The organism is Megasphaera stantonii, assembly GCF_003367905.1.
Lineage (GTDB): Bacteria > Bacillota > Negativicutes > Veillonellales > Megasphaeraceae > Megasphaera > Megasphaera stantonii.
Genome location: NZ_CP029462.1, coordinates 513205 through 530446, shown reverse-complemented (window position 1 = coordinate 530446; position 17242 = coordinate 513205). Strand labels below are relative to the sequence as shown.

The window sequence follows — 17242 nt, the reverse complement described above, 5'->3', positions numbered from 1 at the left end:
ATGGATACAATGGAAGGTTTGCACCGCTCGCAATATTGTGCTGAAGTCAGCGAAGCGGACAATGGCAAAGAAGTAATTCTGTGCGGTTGGGTGGAACGCCGCCGCGATCACGGCGGATTGATTTTCATCGACCTCCGCGACCGTACGGGTATCGTACAGGTCGTAGCCTCGCCGGATTACGAAGAAGTTTCCTTTAAAAAGGCCGAACAGGTCCGTACGGAATACGTTCTGGCTGTCCGCGGCGTCGTGCGCATGCGCGATACGGATACGGTAAACCCGAAGATGAAGACCGGCACGATTGAAATCCGCTGCGAAGAGCTGCGTATTCTCAACTCGTCCAAGACGCCGCCGTTCTACATTGAAGATAACATCGACGTCGACGAAAAGATCCGCTTGAAATACCGGTATCTCGACCTGCGCCGTCCGGAAATGCAGAACAACCTCATCATGCGCCATAAAGTAAAACACGCTATGCGCACGTTCCTGAACGAACACGGCTTCATCGATATCGAAACGCCGGAGCTGTGCAAGAGCACGCCTGAAGGCGCCCGCGACTACCTTGTACCGAGCCGCGTCAACGAAGGCAAGTTCTATGCATTGCCCCAGTCTCCGCAGATTTTCAAACAGCTGCTCATGATTTCCGGCATGGACCGCTACTATCAGATCGCCCGTTGCTTCCGCGATGAAGACCTGCGCGCCGATCGCCAGCCTGAATTCACTCAGCTGGACATGGAAATGTCCTTTATGGATCAGGAAGAAATCTTGACGCTCGTCGAAGAAATGGTTCACTATATCTTCAAGGAAACGCTGGGCCACGACGTAGAACTGCCGATTCACCGCATGACCTGGGACTACGCCATGGAAAACTACGGCTCTGATAAGCCGGACCTGCGCTTCGACATGAAGTTTACCGACATTACGGACCTCGTCCGCGATACGGAATTCAAAGTGTTCCGCTCCGTTGTCGACAACGGCGGCCAGGTCAAGGCCATCAACGTCAAGGGCGACGCCGGCATTCCGCGCCGCGAACTGGACAACCTCGTCGAATACGTATCCCGCTACGGCGCCAAGGGCCTGGCATGGATCTGCTTCATGGAAGACGGCACGCTGAAATCGCAGGTTAAGAAATTCCTCGGCGAAGATACGCTCAAAGCTATCGGCGAAAAGTGCGGCAGCGAAACGGGCGACTTGGTTCTCATGATTGCCGACAAACCGGCCGTCGTCGCAGCAGCTCTCGGCGAACTGCGTAAGGAAATGGCCCGCCGCATGAACATGATCGACGAAAGCAAATTCGCCTTCACCTGGGTTGTCGATTTCCCTATGTTCGAATACAGCGAAGAAGAAAAACGCTACGTCGCCATGCATCATCCGTTCACGGCTATCCGCGACGAAGACCTGGATAAATTGGAAACAGACCCGGCTCACGTCTATGCTAAGGCATACGACCTCGTTCTCAACGGCGTCGAACTGGGTGGCGGCTCCCTCCGTATTTACCAGCCTGATTTGCAGCAGCGCGTATTTAAGGCTATCGGCCTTACGCCGGAAGAAGCAGAACAGAAATTCGGCTTCCTGCTCCGGGCCTTCGAATACGGCGCTCCCCCTCACGGAGGCTTGGCCTTCGGCCTGGACCGCATGATCATGCTCATGCTCAAACGCAAGTCCATCCGCGACGTCATCGCCTTCCCGAAGACGCAGAACGCTATCGACCCCATGAGCGAAGCGCCGTCGGAAGTTACGAAAAAACAACTTCACGAGCTTCACATTCAGGTAGAAGAAGAACTCGTCAAGAAATAAAAGTCGCATTACAGAAAAAGGTATCGGCATGGCCGGTACCTTTTTTATCAGATAGAAAGGAAGTTGAGCAACGTGAAACTGCAATATGTAAAAGCAGATCCCAGCGGCAATACGACACTATTCGTACTGAGCGGCGTCGCGCCGGAACAGCGCAGCTCCTTGGCGGCAAAACTATTGAAAGACAAGGGGATTGATGCCGAGCAGGTCGCGTATTTATCTATGACAGAAGGCCAGCCGCTGCGCGTCGACATGATGGGCGGCGAATTCTGCGGCAATGCATCCCGCTCCGCCGCGGCCTACGCCTTGCAGCTCGCCGGCAGGGATAGCGGCGACTATGCCGTGTCCTGCTCGGGCTGCGAAGGCCTCCTCCAGGCCCAGGCAAAAAAATGTCCCGACGGAGCCTACGACGCGTATATCGAAATGCCCCTGCCCTTGTCTGTCGAAGCAGTTCTCCTCGACGTAGGCGGCATGCCGAGCCGCTTTTTCCGCGTCGAGCTGCCGGGCATCGTTCATTTCGTCCACTTTGCCTCTGAAACGGAAATGGAATACAAGGACATGTTTTGGACGGCATTGCAGGACTATGCGTCGGACGAACAGCTGGATGCATTCGGCCTCATTCTCTTTGACCCGGCCCATCTGCACATGGTCCCGGCCGTATACGTGACGGCGACGGACACGCTGTACTGGGAACAAAGCTGCGGCTCCGGCTCGGCGGCCGTAGCGGCGGCCTTGGCCTGCGTAGGCAAAAAGGACGTATCCTGCACGATTCAGCAGCCCGGCGGGGCGATTGCCATCGCTGCGACCGTAGAAGGCGAAGACAAGGAGCTGCGCAGCATTTTTATCGGCGGCCCCGTATCCTTCGGCGACGTACAGGAAATCGACATATAATCATACTGCTATGGCCTGTAAGCCGGTTCTCTGTGAACCGGCTTCTTTTCGTACTAGCTGACATGGGCCAGGTGATTTCCCCTTTTTTTGATTTTTGTGGAGCCAGGCTGTATCCAGCGGAGAAGGGGCAAATGTCATTGACAGTATACGGAGAATTCTTGTATAATAAGTCCATAATCATGTGACTGACGGAAGTGGAATCAACCACGGGGAGCATGATTGACGCGAAGCCGACCGTCTGGGCAACATTTCCAGAAGTGTCGGTATTTTTTTATGCTACGAACAGGAGTGACGCAAATCATGGCACAGGTATTAAGCGATATTGAAATTGCACAGCAGACCGCGCTGGAACCGATCGTAAAGATTGCGGAAAAAGTCGGATTAACTGACGATGATTTGGAATTATACGGTAAATATAAGGCAAAGATTTCCTTTGACGCTATCAAGCGCCTTTCGAAAAACGAAGACGGCAAGCTTGTCCTCGTCACGGCTATTACGCCGACGCCGGCCGGCGAAGGCAAGACGCTGACGACGATCGGCCTCGCCCAGGCGCTGAACTACATGGGGCATAAGGCCGTCGTCGCCCTTCGCGAACCTTCCCTTGGCCCCGTATTCGGCATTAAGGGCGGCGCTGCCGGCGGCGGCTACTCGCAGGTACTGCCGATGGAAGATATTAATCTCCATTTTACAGGCGACATGCACGCTATTACGGCGGCCAACAATCTTCTGGCCGCTGCCATCGACAACCACGTTCATCAGGGCAACGCCCTGCGCATCGACGTGCGCCGCGTCATCTGGAAGCGCGTCATGGACATGAACGACCGGGCCCTGCGCAACATCGTCGTCGGCATGGGCGGCAAGGTCTGCGGATTCCCGCGGGAAGACCACTTCATGATTACCGTTGCCTCGGAAATCATGGCGGCCCTGTGCCTGGCCAGCGACCTCATGGACTTGAAGAAGCGCATGGGTGACATCACCGTAGCTTATGACTTGGACGGCAACCTCGTGACGGCCCGCCAGCTCGGCGTCGAAGGCGCAATGGCTATCCTCATGAAGGACGCCATCAAGCCGAACCTCGTCCAGACGATCGAGCACACGCCGGCCCTCGTACACGGCGGCCCCTTCGCCAACATCGCTCATGGCTGCAACTCCGTCGTAGCTACGAAGCTGGCCCTCAAGATGGGCGATATCGCCGTTACGGAAGCTGGTTTCGGCGCAGACCTCGGCGCGGAAAAATTCATGGACATTAAGTGCCGGTTCGCCGGCATTAAACCGAATGCTGTCGTCGTCGTCGCAACAGCCCGGGCTCTTAAAATGCACGGCGGCGTAGACAAGAAGAACTTGCAGGAAGAAAATATCGAAGCCTTGAAGAAGGGCTTTGCCAATTTGGCTAAGCACGTGGAAAATATGCGTACCTACGACGTTCCCGTCGTCGTCGGCATCAATAAATTTGCTACCGATACGGATGCGGAAATCGCGACGCTCCGCCAGCTCTGCGCCGATTACGGCGTCGACGCAGCCCTCAATAACTGCTGGGCCGAAGGCGGCAAGGGCGGCGTAGAATTGGGAGAAAAGGTACTGCAGCTCATCGCCCAGCCGCAGACGCCGTACAAGCCGCTGTACGACGTAAACGACACCATCGCCCAGAAGATGGAAACGATCGTCAAAAAGATTTACGGCGGCGCAGGCGTCGTCTTTGAAAGCAAAGCGCAGAAACAGGTGGCCGAGCTGGAAAAATTCGGCCTCGACAAGATGCCTCTCTGCGTAGCGAAGACGCAGTATTCCTTGTCCGACGATCCGTCTCTCCTCGGCGCGCCGAAGGACTTCACCGTTACCGTCAAGGACGTGCGCGTCTGCACCGGTGCAGGCTTTATCGTCTGCCAGACCGGCGACATTATGACGATGCCGGGCTTGCCGAAGGTTCCTGCTGCTAATAGAATGGATATCGATGAAAATGGCGTTATCACAGGATTGTTCTAAGCCCGATTTCAGCCGCTTCCAGTCCATGCCCCTCGACGCCCTGCTGGAAGCGACGGCTTCTAAGGAGCCTGTTCCCGGCGGCGGCGGCATCGCGGCCATGACGGCGGCCTCGGCGGCGGCCCTCGTCGAGATGGTGGCAAACCTGACCCTCGGTAAAAAAGGGTATGAAGACGTGGCCAAGCTGATGGAATCCATTAAGGAACAGGCCCGAGACCTGCGCATACGCTATCTGGCCGGTATTGCCGAGGACGCGGCGGCTTTTGACGGCGTAATCCGGGCCGTGCGGCTCCCTAAGGATACGCCCAATCGGAAAGACATTGTGCAGCAGGCCTTCAAGGAAGCGGCGGAAATCCCCTTTTCTCTGGGAAAGGATATTTTCGTCCTCGTGCAGCTGGCGGAGCAGACCGTGCGCTACGGCAATAAGTGGGTTATTACGGACGGAGCCATTGCGGCCATGAACGCCCGCTCTGCCATGCGGTCGGCTTTTTACAGCGTCCGCGTCAATTTACAGTCTATTACAGACGAGCAGTACGTGCGGGATATGACCGAGGCCATTCAGCGCATCGAACGCGAAGCGGCCCTGCTGGAACAGCGCGTAGAACGGGAATACGAAAGAAGATAAATATATGAAATACGGCCCTGCCATGAAAGGAGATACTTTCACGACAGGGCCGTTTCTTGTTTATGCAGTTGTTTAGAATTCGTATGTCGTTCCCGGTTCGACGACCTGGACGGGAATATTGTACTTGCTTTCCGTAAGCTGCTTATATTCCTGCGGGTCGGCGTCGATGATCGGCCACGTCTTGTAGTGGACGGGGATGACGAACTTCGGCTGAATCCACAAGGCCGCCAAGGCCGCGTCGTCTATGCCCATGGTAAAGTTGTTGCCGATGGGGAGAATGGCGCAGTCGATCTTGCCGAAGCGGTCGAGGATTTTCATGTCTGAAAACAGACCCGTATCGCCGGCGAAGTAGACGCGCTTGCCGCCGAATTCGACGATGACGCCGCAGGCCATGCCGCCTTCGACGCCCGATCCATGAAAGGCCGGCGTCAGGCGAATCGTGCCGAAGGGAAAAGAGGCACTGCCGCCGACGTGCATCGCGTGAGCCCGGCAGCCTGCAGCGGCCGCTTTGCCCGCTACTTCAGCCGTGCTGACGACTAAGGCGTCGTTTTTCTTGGCGATGGCTTCGACGTCGCCGTAGTGGTCGCCGTGGGCGTGGGTCAAGACGACGTACTGACAGTCAATGTCGGCGGGACAGACGTTTGTCCACGGATTGTCCGTAATAAACGGGTCGAAGAGAATCGTAGTCGTTTCGTCAGACAGCGAAAAGGCTGCATGACCGTAGTACGTGAATTTCATGGGAGGAGCCTCCTTATTTTTCCGGTTCCCGGTGGCTGGTGCTCCAGGTCTTCCATTCGTCGAAGAAGGGGCGCATCGCTTTAATCGGAGCGGGAGCGCACATGGTTGAGTCCAAGGCGTCGCGGAGTTTGGCTTCGTTGTCGCCTAAGGGATAGATGGTCTTGTATTCGTCGTATACGCTCCAGAAATCGCGCATGTGGAGGTTGGCGTACGTTTCGCCGTAGATTTTGAAGCACGAGTCGCACAAGGTGATGAAAACGGCTTCTTCATCGTGCTGTTTGGCGTCGTCAAAGGCGCAGCAGCGCGTGTACAGGCGGATGTTGCCGAATAATTTCCGCAGGTAATCGTACACTTCCGAAACCATGGCAGGTTCCAGCTGCATGAGGCGACAGCCGGGGGCAAAGTAGATGGGGTACTGGGCAATGTTATCAAATGTATCCATGTGAAAACACCTCTCTTTTGATTTTTGAAAATAATAATTAAAGAATAATTATTATTTATATTATACCATGCATGATAAAAAAAATCAATGAATACATGGCCGGCCTTTCCTCTTGTGCTCCTACGGGAAATCTTGTACAATATTCGTTGGAGAGTGATTGATACTATGCATATTGTAATGGTAGAGCCGGAAATTCCCGGCAATACGGGCAACGTAGCCCGGTTATGCGCGGCGAATAAGATGACGCTGCATTTGGTAAAACCATTGGGGTTTTCTATCGACGACAAGCATTTAAAGCGCGCCGGCCTTGATTATTGGCATCTCGTAGACGTACAGGTTCATGAAAACTTCGATGAAGTGCTGGAAAAATACAAGGGCCACCGCTTTTTTTATTTGACGACAAAGGCAAACCAGTGTTATGCCGATATTCAGTTTCAAGAAGACGACATGCTCGTCTTCGGCAAGGAAACGAAGGGCTTGCCGGAAGAATTGCTTAAGCAGTATCCGGACAGCTGCTTCCGCGTGCCCATGGCCGAAGAAGCGCGGAGTCTGAACCTGTCGAATACGGTCGCCATCGTTTCGTATGAAGCGCTGCGCCAGCTCGGATTTCCCGGCATGGCCAAGGGCGGCGTCGGCATCGATCATTTAACCTAAGGAAAAGGCGGGAAACAATAGTGGAATTATACGATAAAGCCAATGAGTTGGCAAAAGCGATTCAAAATTGCAAGGAATACGTAGAACTGGTAGAGGCGGGCAAGGTGCTGGCCGAAGACGAAAAGACGGCCCATTTGGTGCAGGATTTCCTCATCATGCAGGCCCAGCTGGCTTATGCCGAATCCATGGGCAATAAGCCGATCCGCAAGAAAATCGAACAGCTGAACCGCATGGCGGAACAGCTTAGAAAGAACGAAACGGCTATGGCTTACCTGCAGAAATACAACCGCTGGCAGGCGATGGCTGGAGAAGTGTATCAGGTAATTCAGAACGCAATGGCAGAAGGAATGAGCATTCTTGATAAATAAGTACGCATTGACAAGTTTTGCGGCGCAGATGAGCAAGTATACGCCGATGGACAACATCATTCTCGACGCGCCCATGAGCGAGCATACGACCTTTGCCGTCGGAGGCCCGGCTGATATTCTGGTCCTGCCGGCGTCGGTAAAGGAAATGTCCGTGGCCATCCGCATCGCCCGTTCCCTGGAACTGCCCGTGACGGTCTTGGGCGGCGGATCGAACGTCCTCGTCCGGGACGGCGGCATCCGCGGCGTCGTCATCCAGCTGAACCGCCTGAAGAAGGTCTTGTCCTGCCATGACGGCAAGATGCTGGTCAGCGCGGGCTACATGCTGAAGGATATTTGCCAATTTGCGCAGGAACAGGGATTGACGGGCATAGAATTTGCCTGCGGCATACCCGGCACGCTGGGCGGCGCCGTCTTCATGAACGCCGGCGCCTACGGCGGCGAAATGAGCCATGTCGTGTCCCGTGTCCGTACGGTCAGCAGCACCGGCGGCGTCCATACGTACAGCGCGCCGAATCTGGGCTTTGGCTATCGCCAGAGCCGGTTTCAGAAATCCCAGGAATTCGTCGTCGAAGTGGAACTGCTCCTGCGGCCCGGCGATAAGGACGAAATCCAGCGCACCATGGACGACCTCATGCAGCGGCGGCGCAGCAAGCAGCCGCTGGAAATGCACAGCGCCGGCAGCACTTTTAAGCGTCCTCCGGGATATTTTGCCGGCACTCTCATCGACCAGACCGGCCTGAAGGGCCTGTCATGCGGCGACGCGCAGGTATCGACGAAGCACGCCGGCTTCGTCGTCAATCGGGGCCATGCCTCGGCCCGCGACGTCCTGCAGGTCATTCGCGAAGTGCAGCGCCGCGTCGAACTGGCCCACGGCGTCCATTTAGAGCCGGAAGTGCGGATCATCGGCGAAGACTAGGTAAATTTCATCGTATTTTTCTGTAAAAAGCCCTGCGACGTGTAGTCAAGCGGGGCTTTTTGTGCTATACTCTATGAGTTACGAACTAACTATACTTATCATTATTTGACATAGGAGAGAGGACATTAGATGGAACGTCAAGATATTCGCAATATTGCAATTATTGCCCACGTTGACCATGGCAAAACGACATTGGTCGACGCAATGCTTAAGCAGAGCCACGTTTTCCGCACCAATGAAAAGGTTGCCGAACGAGTCATGGACTCCGGCGATATCGAACGGGAACGAGGCATTACGATCCTGTCCAAAAACACGTCCGTCATGCATGAAGGCGTCAAGATCAATATCGTCGACACGCCGGGCCATGCCGATTTCGGCGGCGAAGTAGAACGTGTTCTGAATATGGTCGACGGCGTACTGCTGCTCGTCGACGCCTTCGAAGGCCCTATGCCGCAGACGAAATACGTACTGCGCAAGGCCCTGGAACAGAATTTGAAGCCTATCGTAGTTATCAATAAAATCGACAAGCCCGAAGCCCGCGTTTCGGAAGTCGAAGACGAAGTACTGGAACTGTTCATGGAATTGGAAGCTAACGACGAACAGCTCGATTTCCCGGTTATTTACGCAAACGGCCGCGACGGTATCGCCAAGTATTCCATGGACGACGACAGCAGCGATTTGGAACCGCTGTTTAAAACCATTATTAAATACTGCCCTTGCCCCAAAGGCGATATCGACGGCCCGCTGCAGTTCATGGTTACGACCCTGGATTACGACGACTACGTCGGTAAAATCGCCATCGGCCGTATCGTCCGCGGCCGCCTCCGTCCGAACCAGAACGTCGTGATTACCGACGGCGAAGGCCAGCGCCGCGCTAAAGTCGGCCGCGTATACACGTACGAAGGATTGAAGCGGACGGAAACGGAAGAAGCCGCTATGGGCGAAATCGCCTGCATCATCGGCATTCCTGACCTGAAAATCGGCGAAACCGTAGCCGACCCGCAGAATCCGGAAGCCTTGCCGAAAATCAACATCGACGAACCGACCTTGTCGATGATTTTCTACGTCAACGATAGCCCCTTTGCCGGCCAGGAAGGCGAATTCGTCACGAGCCGCCACCTCCGCGACCGCTTGTTCCGCGAAGTGCAGACCAACGTGTCTCTCCGCGTTGAAGAAACGGACAGCGCCGACGCCTTTAAGGTATCGGGCCGCGGCGAACTGCACATTGCCGTCCTCATCGAAGAAATGCGCCGCGAAGGCTATGAAATGCAGATCGGCAAGCCCAGCGTTATTACGAAGGAAATCAACGGCCAGAAATGCGAACCTCTGGAAGCCCTGACCATCGACGTACCGCAGGAATTCATGGGCTCCGTCATGGAAAAGCTTGGCACCCGCAAGGCGGAAATGGTCAATATGGTCGACATCGCCGGCTACACGCGCCTGGAATTCATCATTCCGGCCCGCGGCCTCATCGGCTTCCGCAGCGAATTCCTCACGGCTACGAAGGGCAACGGCATCATGTACCACGTCTTCCACGGCTATGCTCCCTGGAAGGGCGAAATCCCCGGCCGTACGCGCGGCAGCTTAGTCGCCTTTGAATCGGGCACGACGACGGGCTACGGTATTTTCAACCTGCAGGACCGCGGCGATATGTTCATCTCGCCGGCTCAGGAAATTTACCTCGGCCAGGTCGTAGGCGAAAGCAACCGCGACGTCGACATCGACGTAAACCCCTGCAAGAAAAAGCACCTTACCAATACGCGTTCCTCCGCGTCGGATGAAGCGCTCCGCCTCGTTCCGCCCCGCGTCATGGGCTTGGAAAAATCGCTCGAATGGATCAACGACGACGAACTCGTCGAAGTTACGCCAAAGAGCATTCGTATCCGCAAAGCCATTTTGGACAAACACGACAGAAAGAAAGCGATGCGCAAAGCGCAGCAGTAATCGCCTCGTTACCGAAGCAGCCTTCCGAACATCCGTCGGGAGGCTGCTTTTGTCAATGCTAAAGGATTTCTAAACAACTCTAAACTGCTTCTAAATAAATTTTTAACAAATAATGATTATTAAAAATATTGACAATAGGGCGGAAGTATGTAATAATTTAAGTGTAAAAACTACTGCAACTAAAAACACTAGGAGGTATTAGAGTATGAAAAAGAAAATGGGAACTATCTTAGCGGTATTAGCTGTAAGTGCAATGGGATTTTCGACGGCGTTTGCCAGCATGAGCGCGCAGGATGCAGAAAACATCGTATTGAAAGAATATCCGGGCGCTACGATTCATAGAGTAGACCGCGATTACGACGACGGCCGCAGAGTATATGAAGTAGATTTCAGAACCGACAGCATCTGGGACGGCGAATTGACCATTGACGCCGATACGGGCAAGATTTTAGAACGGAAAGAAAAATACTAAGATATAGTCTGTAGGGGGAATGATGATGAAAAAGAAATTGAGCGCATTGCTGGCTCTTGCAGCTGTGACGTGCATGGGCATCGTACCGGCCTTCGCCATCAGCATGCAGGATGCAGAACAGATTGTTAAAAACGAATATCCCGGCGCAGTAATCCACCGCGTAGAACGGGATTATGACGACGGCCGCAGAGTTTACGAAGTCGATTTTCACAGCGACTCTGTTTGGGAAGGCGATCTCACCATTGACGCCGACACGGGCAGAATTTTGGAACGGGATATCGATAATGACCGCGACCGCGACTGCAACCGCCGCCATCGCCACAACCGTCACTGCAGTGATTGGTAACAGGTGCCGGCAAGGATAAGACATAAAAAGAACGGATTCATCAGGATAGGCCTGCGGGCCTGGTCTTGATGAATCCGTTTTTTGCTTTTTAGGACGCTGCCGGACGATTTTACAACGTCAAGGCATGGTACAGGCTGCCGTCCATGGTTTTCCATTGGCATTCGTCGGCCGTCATGACCATATATCCGGCAGGCGTGTTTTCCTTGGGCAGGGAAATCGAGCCGGGATTCAGGTATAGATTGCCGTTGCCGAAGGGTTCCCAGGCCGGCACGTGCGTGTGGCCGTGAAGAAGGATGTCGCCGGCGCCGAGGGGAGGCGGAGCCGCCGTGTTGAAGACGTCGCCGTGCGTTGCGAAGACCGTTCGCTTCCCTAAATAGAGGAGGGCGTAGCTGGCCATAATGGGAAAGTCCAGCACCATCTGGTCGACGGCTGCGTCGCAGTTTCCCTGTACGCAGAGGATGCGGTCCTTTGCGGCGTTCAGCATGGCGGCTACGTCTTTGGGACAGTATTCCTTCGGCAAGTCGTTGCGCGGGCCGTGATACAGGATATCGCCTAACAGGACTAATTTCTGTGCCTCCTCGCGGCGAAAGGCATCCAGCAATCTGCGGCAACAGGATGCGGAGCCGTGGATATCTGAAGCAATCATGAGTTTCATCGTCGTACCTCCTACGTATTATTACAGTTTAAAATTATGTTTGAAATATTCCCGGTCTTCCGGCAGCATGCGGCGTACTTGGCTGTCCTGTTCCGTGATCCTGCGCACGGGGCGGCAGGGATTGCCGTAGGCCAGATAGCCGTCGGGGATGTCCTTGGTGACGACGCTGCCGGCGCCGATGACGACGTTGTCGCCGATGCGCACGCCGCCCAGGACGGTGACGTTGCAGGCCAGCCAGACGTTATGGCCGATATGGATGTCTTCGGCGTACTCGGCCATGGTCATGCGCCCTTCATTGTCGAGGCCGAGCCGTTCCTGCGGCAGAAGGGGATGATTCGTTGCCATAAGCGATACGTTGGGGCCGAAGCAGACGTTGTCGCCGATATAAATGCGGGCGTCGTCCATGACGGTGAGGTTGAAGTTGGCGAAGAAATTTTCGCCGATGAAGGTATGGCAGCCGTAGTTAAATTGAATGGGTCCCTGGAAGTAATACACCTTTCCAATGGCTCCGATAAACTCCCTGACGATAGGCAGGCGCTGCAGGTCGTATTCATCCATCTGGTTGAAGCGCAGGCAGGCGCTGTGGGCCTTGTGCTTCATCGCCACCAGTTCCGGCGAGCGGTTGTTGAAGATATATCCGGCGAAAATTTTTTCTTCTTCTGTCACGGCGTATCGCCTCCTTATAAGTTTAAACTGTATATATAGTATAGTACTTCATTTTCCGGAGCGAAGCAACCGTGACGGGACGCCCTCTAGCATGGCAATGGCAAACATGATATAGTATATATGGTCTGATTGGAAACTATTAGGGAGGTTTTGTATGTATACATCCGTTTTATTTGATTTAGACGGCACGCTGACCGATTCGAAGGAAGGAATCATCAAGTCTGTTGAATATGCCCTCATACAGATGGGCGAAACGACGGAAGGCCGGCTGGATCAGCATATTATCGTCGGGCCGCCGCTGGTTACGACGTTTCGCGATACCTTTGGATTTTCCGAGGAAAAGGCGCGGGAAACGTACGCTCATTTCCAGCAGCGCTACAGCACGATAGGCAAGTTTGAAAACCGGGCCTTCGACGGCGTCGTTCCCATGTTGCATCACCTGCAGGAACGGGGCGTCCGCTCCTTCGTCGCCACGTCCAAGCCGGAAGTTCACGCTAAGGCTATCTGCGAAAAATTCGGCATCGCGCCGTACGTCGAAAGGATTGCCGGACCGGCCGTAGGCGGTACGGACACGAAGGCCGACATTATACGCCGCATTTTGCAGTACATCGGTCCGGATGAAGCGAAACGGGCCGTTATGGTCGGCGACAGGCAGTACGACGTCTGCGGGGCCCGCGAAACGGGCCTGCCGGTCATCGTTGTCGGCTACGGCTACGGCAACGAAGAGGAACGGCGGAAGTTTCCGCCGGATTTCTTCGTTTCTTCCGTGGCGGAGTTAGAAACCCTTATTTTACAATAATAATATAATATCGGTAATGACAACAGAGAAAAGAGGAATGCTGATGAAATTAGAAACAGGGAGTACGCTCCATGGATTTCGCGTAACCCGCTCGGTCTTCGTCAAGGAGCTGGAAAGCCAGGCCTACGAAATGGAGCACCTGCAGTCGGGAGCGCGCGTATTATATATTCAAAATGAAGACGATAACAAGGTATTTTCCATTTCCTTCCGCACGACGCCGTCGGACAGTACCGGCGTGCCTCATATCTGCGAGCACTCCGTCTTGTGCGGCTCGCGGAAATTTCCGCTGAAGGAACCCTTTGTCGAATTGGTCAAGGGCTCGCTGAATACGTTCCTGAACGCCATGACCTTTCCCGACAAGACGATGTACCCCGTAGCCAGCCGGAATGCCGTCGATTTCAAAAATCTGATGGATGTGTATCTGGACGCCGTCTTTTTCCCGAATATGCTGACGGACGAACAGGTTCTCATGCAGGAAGGCTGGCATTACGAGCTGGAATCGCCCGATGCGCCTTTGACGTACTGCGGCGTCGTATATAATGAAATGAAAGGCGTGTTCTCGTCTCCCGACTCGCAGCTCGAACGGCGGGTCATGGAGAACTTGTTCCCGGACACGACGTACGGCGTCGAATCGGGCGGCGACCCCGACGATATTCCCAACTTGACGCAGGAAGCCTTCGCAGCCTTCCATGCCAAATATTACCATCCGTCGAACAGCTATATCTTCCTGTACGGCGACATGGATATCGACGCGACGCTGGCCTTCATAGACGGCGAATACCTGAGCAAGTTTACGAAGGAGCCGATCGATTCGGCTATCGGCCGTCAGGCGCCGGTGCCGTCTGTCGTCAAGACCTATCCGTACGGCATTGCCAAGGAAGAAAAAATGGAGCACAAGACGCTGCATAGCCTGACTTACGTCGTCGACGACGCCCTGGACCCGACGCTGGGCCTGGCCTTCAAGGTCCTGACGTACGTCCTGCTGCTGTCGCCGGCTGCGCCTCTGAAAAAAGCCCTCGTCGACGCCGGCGTGGGCAAGGATATTTCCGGCGACTTCCAGGACGGGCTGCTTCAGCCCTTGTGGGGGATTTCCGTCAACGGCTCTGACCCGGACAAGCAGGATAAGATACTGCCTATCGTCCGCCGCGTACTGGGCGATATGGTGAAGGAAGGCATCGACAAGACGCTTCTGGAGGGGGCTCTGAACCGCATCGAATTTACGCTCCGCGAAGCCGATTTTGCCGGCCGTCCCAAGGGACTGATTTACGGTATCCGCTGCATGGATTCGTGGCTCTACGACGGCGATCCGTTAGCGCCGCTGGCCTATGAAGGAGCGCTGAAGGTACTGCGCGACGGCATAGAAACGGGCTATTATGAACGTATTTTGCAGAAATACGTCCTGGATAATACGTATTACGCCCTTATTTCCCTCGTGCCGGAACAGGGCCTGACGGAGCGGCACGACGCCGAGCTGGCTGAAAAGCTGGCGGCCTATAAGGCGACGCTGACAGAGGACGACATTGCCGGCATCATGGCGGCGACGGAAGCCTTAAAGAAGCGGCAGGCGACGCCTGATTCTCCGGAAGCGCTGCTGTCTATTCCGACTCTTTCGCGGGACGACTTGGAGCATAAGGCGGAGCGGATCGTCATGCACGAAGAAACGATGGGCTCCGTCCATATCTGCCACGTTCCCGACGTGACGAACGGCATTACTTATGTCAACGCCTATTTTGACCTTCACGGCATTACGGCAGAAGAGCTACCTTATGTCTACTTGCTGAGCGATATCTTGGGCGACTTGGATACGAAGGCCCACGGCTACGGCGAATTGGCGTCTTTGATCGACCTGCATACAGGCGGTATCGACAGCACTGTTTCGGCCTTTTCAGACCGGGAAAACAACAAGAATTACGTTCCCGTATTCAAGTTTAAGGCGAAAGTCCTGAGCCAGCATATCGACAAACTCGTCGGCCTGCTGAAGGAAATTTCCCTCGATACGGTCTTTACGAATGAGGAACGGCTGATCGAGCTGATTGAAGAAACGAAGGCCGGCTGGGATATGGACGCCTTCCGCCGCGGCCATATCCTCGTCATGCACCGCGTTTTGTCTTATACGTCGCCAGTTGAAGCGTTCTGCAACGCTGGAGAATTTTCCTATTACCAGTTTATCAGCCAGATAGCGGCGAATATCGGCGAAACCTGCGGCGAAGTAGCCGCCAAGCTGCAGGCTGTCATGAAGAAAATCTTCGTCCGCGCCGGCCTGACGATCGAAATTACCGGCAGCGACGACGAAAAGAAAGCCGCCGCAGCCGCATTGCCTCAATGGCTTGATGCCATGCCCAAGGGGGAACGCCGGACGGAACTGTGCGATTTCGTCATGGAACAAAAGAACGAAGGCATCATGACCAGCGGCACGGTGCAGTACGTCGCCAAGGGCGGCAACTTCCGCGACCACGGGTACACCTACGCCGGCTCGCTCATGGTGCTGGACACGATTCTGCAGTACGGGTATTTGTGGACGAAGATACGGGTGCAGGGCGGCGCGTACGGCGCCTTTACCCGATTCTACGACAACGGCGACATGGTATTCTGCTCCTATCGGGACCCGAATTTGGGCAGCACAGTTCAGGCTTACGACGAGCTGGCCGATTATTTGGAAACCTTCGACGTGTCTGAACGGGAAATGACGAAATACGTCATCGGCACGCTGAGCCGCATCGACGTGCCCCTTACGCCGTCCCTGCGCGGCGATAAAGCCATGAACCGTTACTTTACGGGGACGACGCCGGACGTTGCGCAGAAACGCCGGGATCAGCTGCTGGCGACGACGGCCGCCGATATCCGGGCTCTGGCTCCCTTGATCCGCTCGGTCATGGAAGACGGCAATCTCTGCGTCATGGGCGGCGAAGGGAAAATCCGTGAAGAAGCGAGCTTGTTCGGCAATCTCGTGTCGCTGCCCGATTAGGTCGTGAGCTCATGAGAGGTCGTTTTGCGCCCAGCCCGACGGGGTACATGCATTTGGGAAACGCGTGGACAGCATTTTTGTGCTGGCTTCAGGTCCGGCAAGCCGGCGGCACGCTGGTCCTGCGCATGGAAGACGTCGATGAGCAGCGGTCGAAAAAGGAATTTGCCGACGCCCTGATGCGGGACTTACAGTGGCTGGGGCTGACCTGGGACGAAGGGCCCGATAGAGGCGGATCGTCCGGGCCGTATACACAGCAGGAACGATATGCTCTGTACGACGGCGCGCTGTCGGCGCTGCAGCGCGGCGGCCTGCTGTACCCCTGCTACTGCAGCCGGGCCAGATTGCAGGCTATCGGAGCGCCCCACGCCGGCGAGCGAAGCGTGTACGACGGGCATTGCTACGGCATGACGGCGGCGGAACGAGCTGCGATGCAGAAAGACCCGTCGTGGCGCGTCCACGTGCCCGCTGCCGCCGTGTCGTTCTGCGACGGCGTGTATGGCCGGCAGGAAGCGTATTTGCCGAGGGCCTGCGGCGATTTCGTCGTACGTCGTGCCGACGGCTTGTATGCCTATCAGCTGGCCGTGTCCGTCGACGACGGGATGATGGGCATTACCCACGTCCTGCGGGGCCGCGACCTGCTGTCGTCGACGGCGCAGCAGATTTGGCTCATCGAATACCTCGGCTATCCTGCGCCGCAGTACACTCACGTGCCCATGCTGATCGACGGAGAAGGCCGCCGTTTGTCGAAGCGGCAGCAGGGCATTACGATAGAGAGCCTGCGGGATGGCGGAGCCGACCGCGACAGCGTACTATCCTATTTGGCGTACAAAGGCGGCCTGGTATCCGAACGGGCCCGTTATCCGCTGGAAGAGCTGGCGCGGCGCTGCGATTTGACGGCGCTGCGGCAGGAGGACATCGTCGTAGACGACGATGTGATGCAGGCTATTTGCGCCGTATAAACCCAATATAATATGAATCTGTACCTATTCTTTT

At 55.3% G+C, this 17242-nt stretch carries 17 protein-coding genes and 1 riboswitch; of the genes, 13 read left to right on the top strand and 4 right to left on the bottom strand.

Features of this window, described 5'->3' with window-relative positions; genetic code table 11:
- The 4 genes from aspS (at position 1) to DKB62_RS02585 (ending at position 5284) form a co-directional block, all read left to right on the top strand.
- Complete coding sequence (gene aspS / locus DKB62_RS02600; protein ID WP_107195689.1) at positions 1-1794, top strand: aspartate--tRNA ligase; 1794 nt, start codon at positions 1-3, stop codon at positions 1792-1794.
- Between the two features lie 72 nt (positions 1795-1866).
- The gene (locus tag DKB62_RS02595) at positions 1867-2682 is read left to right on the top strand and encodes a histidine racemase CntK family protein (protein WP_107195688.1); all 816 of its coding nucleotides are present in this window, start codon (positions 1867-1869) and stop codon (positions 2680-2682) included.
- A gap of 171 nt (positions 2683-2853) precedes the next feature.
- A riboswitch (ZMP/ZTP riboswitch) is annotated at positions 2854-2933 on the top strand.
- 49 nt (positions 2934-2982) lie between these two features.
- Complete coding sequence (locus tag DKB62_RS02590; RefSeq protein ID WP_107195687.1) at positions 2983-4662, top strand: formate--tetrahydrofolate ligase; 1680 nt, start codon at positions 2983-2985, stop codon at positions 4660-4662.
- Positions 4637-5284 carry a cyclodeaminase/cyclohydrolase family protein gene (locus DKB62_RS02585; protein ID WP_095629418.1) on the top strand — a complete coding sequence of 216 codons (648 nt, stop codon included), beginning with the start codon at positions 4637-4639 and terminating at the stop codon, positions 5282-5284. The genes DKB62_RS02590 and DKB62_RS02585 overlap by 26 nt, the downstream gene beginning before the upstream one ends.
- A gap of 72 nt (positions 5285-5356) precedes the next feature.
- Here the strand turns inward: DKB62_RS02585 and DKB62_RS02580 are convergent, their stop codons facing one another.
- Both DKB62_RS02580 and DKB62_RS02575 read right to left on the bottom strand, forming a co-directional pair.
- Complete coding sequence (locus DKB62_RS02580; RefSeq protein ID WP_095629381.1) at positions 5357-6022, bottom strand: metal-dependent hydrolase; 666 nt, start codon at positions 6020-6022, stop codon at positions 5357-5359.
- Between the two features lie 13 nt (positions 6023-6035).
- On the bottom strand, positions 6036-6464 hold the full coding sequence (locus DKB62_RS02575; protein ID WP_087478083.1) for a hypothetical protein: 429 nt from the start codon (positions 6462-6464) through the stop codon (positions 6036-6038).
- A gap of 165 nt (positions 6465-6629) precedes the next feature.
- Here DKB62_RS02575 and trmL point away from each other — a divergent pair, with 165 nt between their 5' ends.
- The 6 genes from trmL to DKB62_RS02545 all read left to right on the top strand — a co-directional run bounded on the left by trmL (position 6630) and on the right by DKB62_RS02545 (position 11164).
- A complete protein-coding gene (gene trmL / locus DKB62_RS02570) occupies positions 6630-7118 on the top strand; it encodes a tRNA (uridine(34)/cytosine(34)/5-carboxymethylaminomethyluridine(34)-2'-O)-methyltransferase TrmL (RefSeq protein WP_087478082.1) in 489 nt (162 codons plus the stop codon).
- Positions 7119-7138: 20 nt separating this feature from the next.
- Positions 7139-7486: a YlbF/YmcA family competence regulator gene (locus DKB62_RS02565; RefSeq protein ID WP_107195686.1), complete on the top strand. Its 348-nt coding sequence runs from the start codon at positions 7139-7141 to the stop codon at positions 7484-7486.
- A 28-nt stretch (positions 7487-7514) separates the two neighbouring features.
- Positions 7515-8402, top strand: a complete 888-nt coding sequence (gene murB, locus DKB62_RS02560) for a UDP-N-acetylmuramate dehydrogenase (RefSeq protein WP_198643466.1) — start codon at positions 7515-7517, stop codon at positions 8400-8402.
- A gap of 129 nt (positions 8403-8531) precedes the next feature.
- Positions 8532-10346: a translational GTPase TypA gene (typA, locus tag DKB62_RS02555; RefSeq protein ID WP_107195685.1), complete on the top strand. Its 1815-nt coding sequence runs from the start codon at positions 8532-8534 to the stop codon at positions 10344-10346.
- Between the two features lie 205 nt (positions 10347-10551).
- Positions 10552-10818: a PepSY domain-containing protein gene (locus tag DKB62_RS02550; RefSeq protein WP_087478078.1), complete on the top strand. Its 267-nt coding sequence runs from the start codon at positions 10552-10554 to the stop codon at positions 10816-10818.
- 25 nt (positions 10819-10843) lie between these two features.
- Positions 10844-11164: a PepSY domain-containing protein gene (locus DKB62_RS02545; RefSeq protein ID WP_157949666.1), complete on the top strand. Its 321-nt coding sequence runs from the start codon at positions 10844-10846 to the stop codon at positions 11162-11164.
- 109 nt (positions 11165-11273) lie between these two features.
- Here DKB62_RS02545 and yfcE read toward each other — a convergent pair whose 3' ends face one another.
- Positions 11274-11819 carry a phosphodiesterase gene (gene yfcE, locus DKB62_RS02540; protein WP_107195684.1) on the bottom strand — a complete coding sequence of 182 codons (546 nt, stop codon included), beginning with the start codon at positions 11817-11819 and terminating at the stop codon, positions 11274-11276.
- A gap of 21 nt (positions 11820-11840) precedes the next feature.
- A complete protein-coding gene (locus DKB62_RS02535; protein WP_107195683.1) occupies positions 11841-12485 on the bottom strand; it encodes a sugar O-acetyltransferase in 645 nt (214 codons plus the stop codon).
- A 154-nt stretch (positions 12486-12639) separates the two neighbouring features.
- On the opposite strand from DKB62_RS02535, the gene DKB62_RS02530 reads away from it, so the two are divergent.
- From DKB62_RS02530 to gluQRS, 3 genes are read left to right on the top strand one after another with little or no spacing between them, the layout of a single operon-like run.
- The gene (locus DKB62_RS02530; protein ID WP_107195682.1) at positions 12640-13284 is read left to right on the top strand and encodes an HAD hydrolase-like protein; all 645 of its coding nucleotides are present in this window, start codon (positions 12640-12642) and stop codon (positions 13282-13284) included.
- Between the two features lie 43 nt (positions 13285-13327).
- A complete protein-coding gene (locus DKB62_RS02525; RefSeq protein WP_107195681.1) occupies positions 13328-16249 on the top strand; it encodes an insulinase family protein in 2922 nt (973 codons plus the stop codon).
- 11 nt (positions 16250-16260) lie between these two features.
- Positions 16261-17208: a tRNA glutamyl-Q(34) synthetase GluQRS gene (gene gluQRS, locus DKB62_RS02520; protein ID WP_107195680.1), complete on the top strand. Its 948-nt coding sequence runs from the start codon at positions 16261-16263 to the stop codon at positions 17206-17208.
- Positions 17209-17242: the final 34 nt, after the last annotated feature.

What these genes read in the sequence shown, in the direction of transcription:
- yfcE (WP_107195684.1), bottom strand. Translation starts at nt 11,819, where the DNA reads ATGAAACTCATGATTGCTTCAGATATCCACGGCTCCGCATCCTGTTGC.
- DKB62_RS02550 (WP_087478078.1), top strand. Translation starts at nt 10,552, where the DNA reads ATGAAAAAGAAAATGGGAACTATCTTAGCGGTATTAGCTGTAAGTGCA.
- trmL (WP_087478082.1), top strand. Translation starts at nt 6,630, where the DNA reads ATGCATATTGTAATGGTAGAGCCGGAAATTCCCGGCAATACGGGCAAC.
- murB (WP_198643466.1), top strand. Translation starts at nt 7,515, where the DNA reads ATGAGCAAGTATACGCCGATGGACAACATCATTCTCGACGCGCCCATG.
- aspS (WP_107195689.1), top strand. Translation starts at nt 1, where the DNA reads ATGGATACAATGGAAGGTTTGCACCGCTCGCAATATTGTGCTGAAGTC.
- gluQRS (WP_107195680.1), top strand. Translation starts at nt 16,261, where the DNA reads ATGAGAGGTCGTTTTGCGCCCAGCCCGACGGGGTACATGCATTTGGGA.
- DKB62_RS02580 (WP_095629381.1), bottom strand. Translation starts at nt 6,022, where the DNA reads ATGAAATTCACGTACTACGGTCATGCAGCCTTTTCGCTGTCTGACGAA.
- DKB62_RS02585 (WP_095629418.1), top strand. Translation starts at nt 4,637, where the DNA reads ATGGCGTTATCACAGGATTGTTCTAAGCCCGATTTCAGCCGCTTCCAG.
- DKB62_RS02575 (WP_087478083.1), bottom strand. Translation starts at nt 6,464, where the DNA reads ATGGATACATTTGATAACATTGCCCAGTACCCCATCTACTTTGCCCCC.
- typA (WP_107195685.1), top strand. Translation starts at nt 8,532, where the DNA reads ATGGAACGTCAAGATATTCGCAATATTGCAATTATTGCCCACGTTGAC.
- DKB62_RS02525 (WP_107195681.1), top strand. Translation starts at nt 13,328, where the DNA reads ATGAAATTAGAAACAGGGAGTACGCTCCATGGATTTCGCGTAACCCGC.
- DKB62_RS02530 (WP_107195682.1), top strand. Translation starts at nt 12,640, where the DNA reads ATGTATACATCCGTTTTATTTGATTTAGACGGCACGCTGACCGATTCG.
- DKB62_RS02590 (WP_107195687.1), top strand. Translation starts at nt 2,983, where the DNA reads ATGGCACAGGTATTAAGCGATATTGAAATTGCACAGCAGACCGCGCTG.
- DKB62_RS02545 (WP_157949666.1), top strand. Translation starts at nt 10,844, where the DNA reads ATGAAAAAGAAATTGAGCGCATTGCTGGCTCTTGCAGCTGTGACGTGC.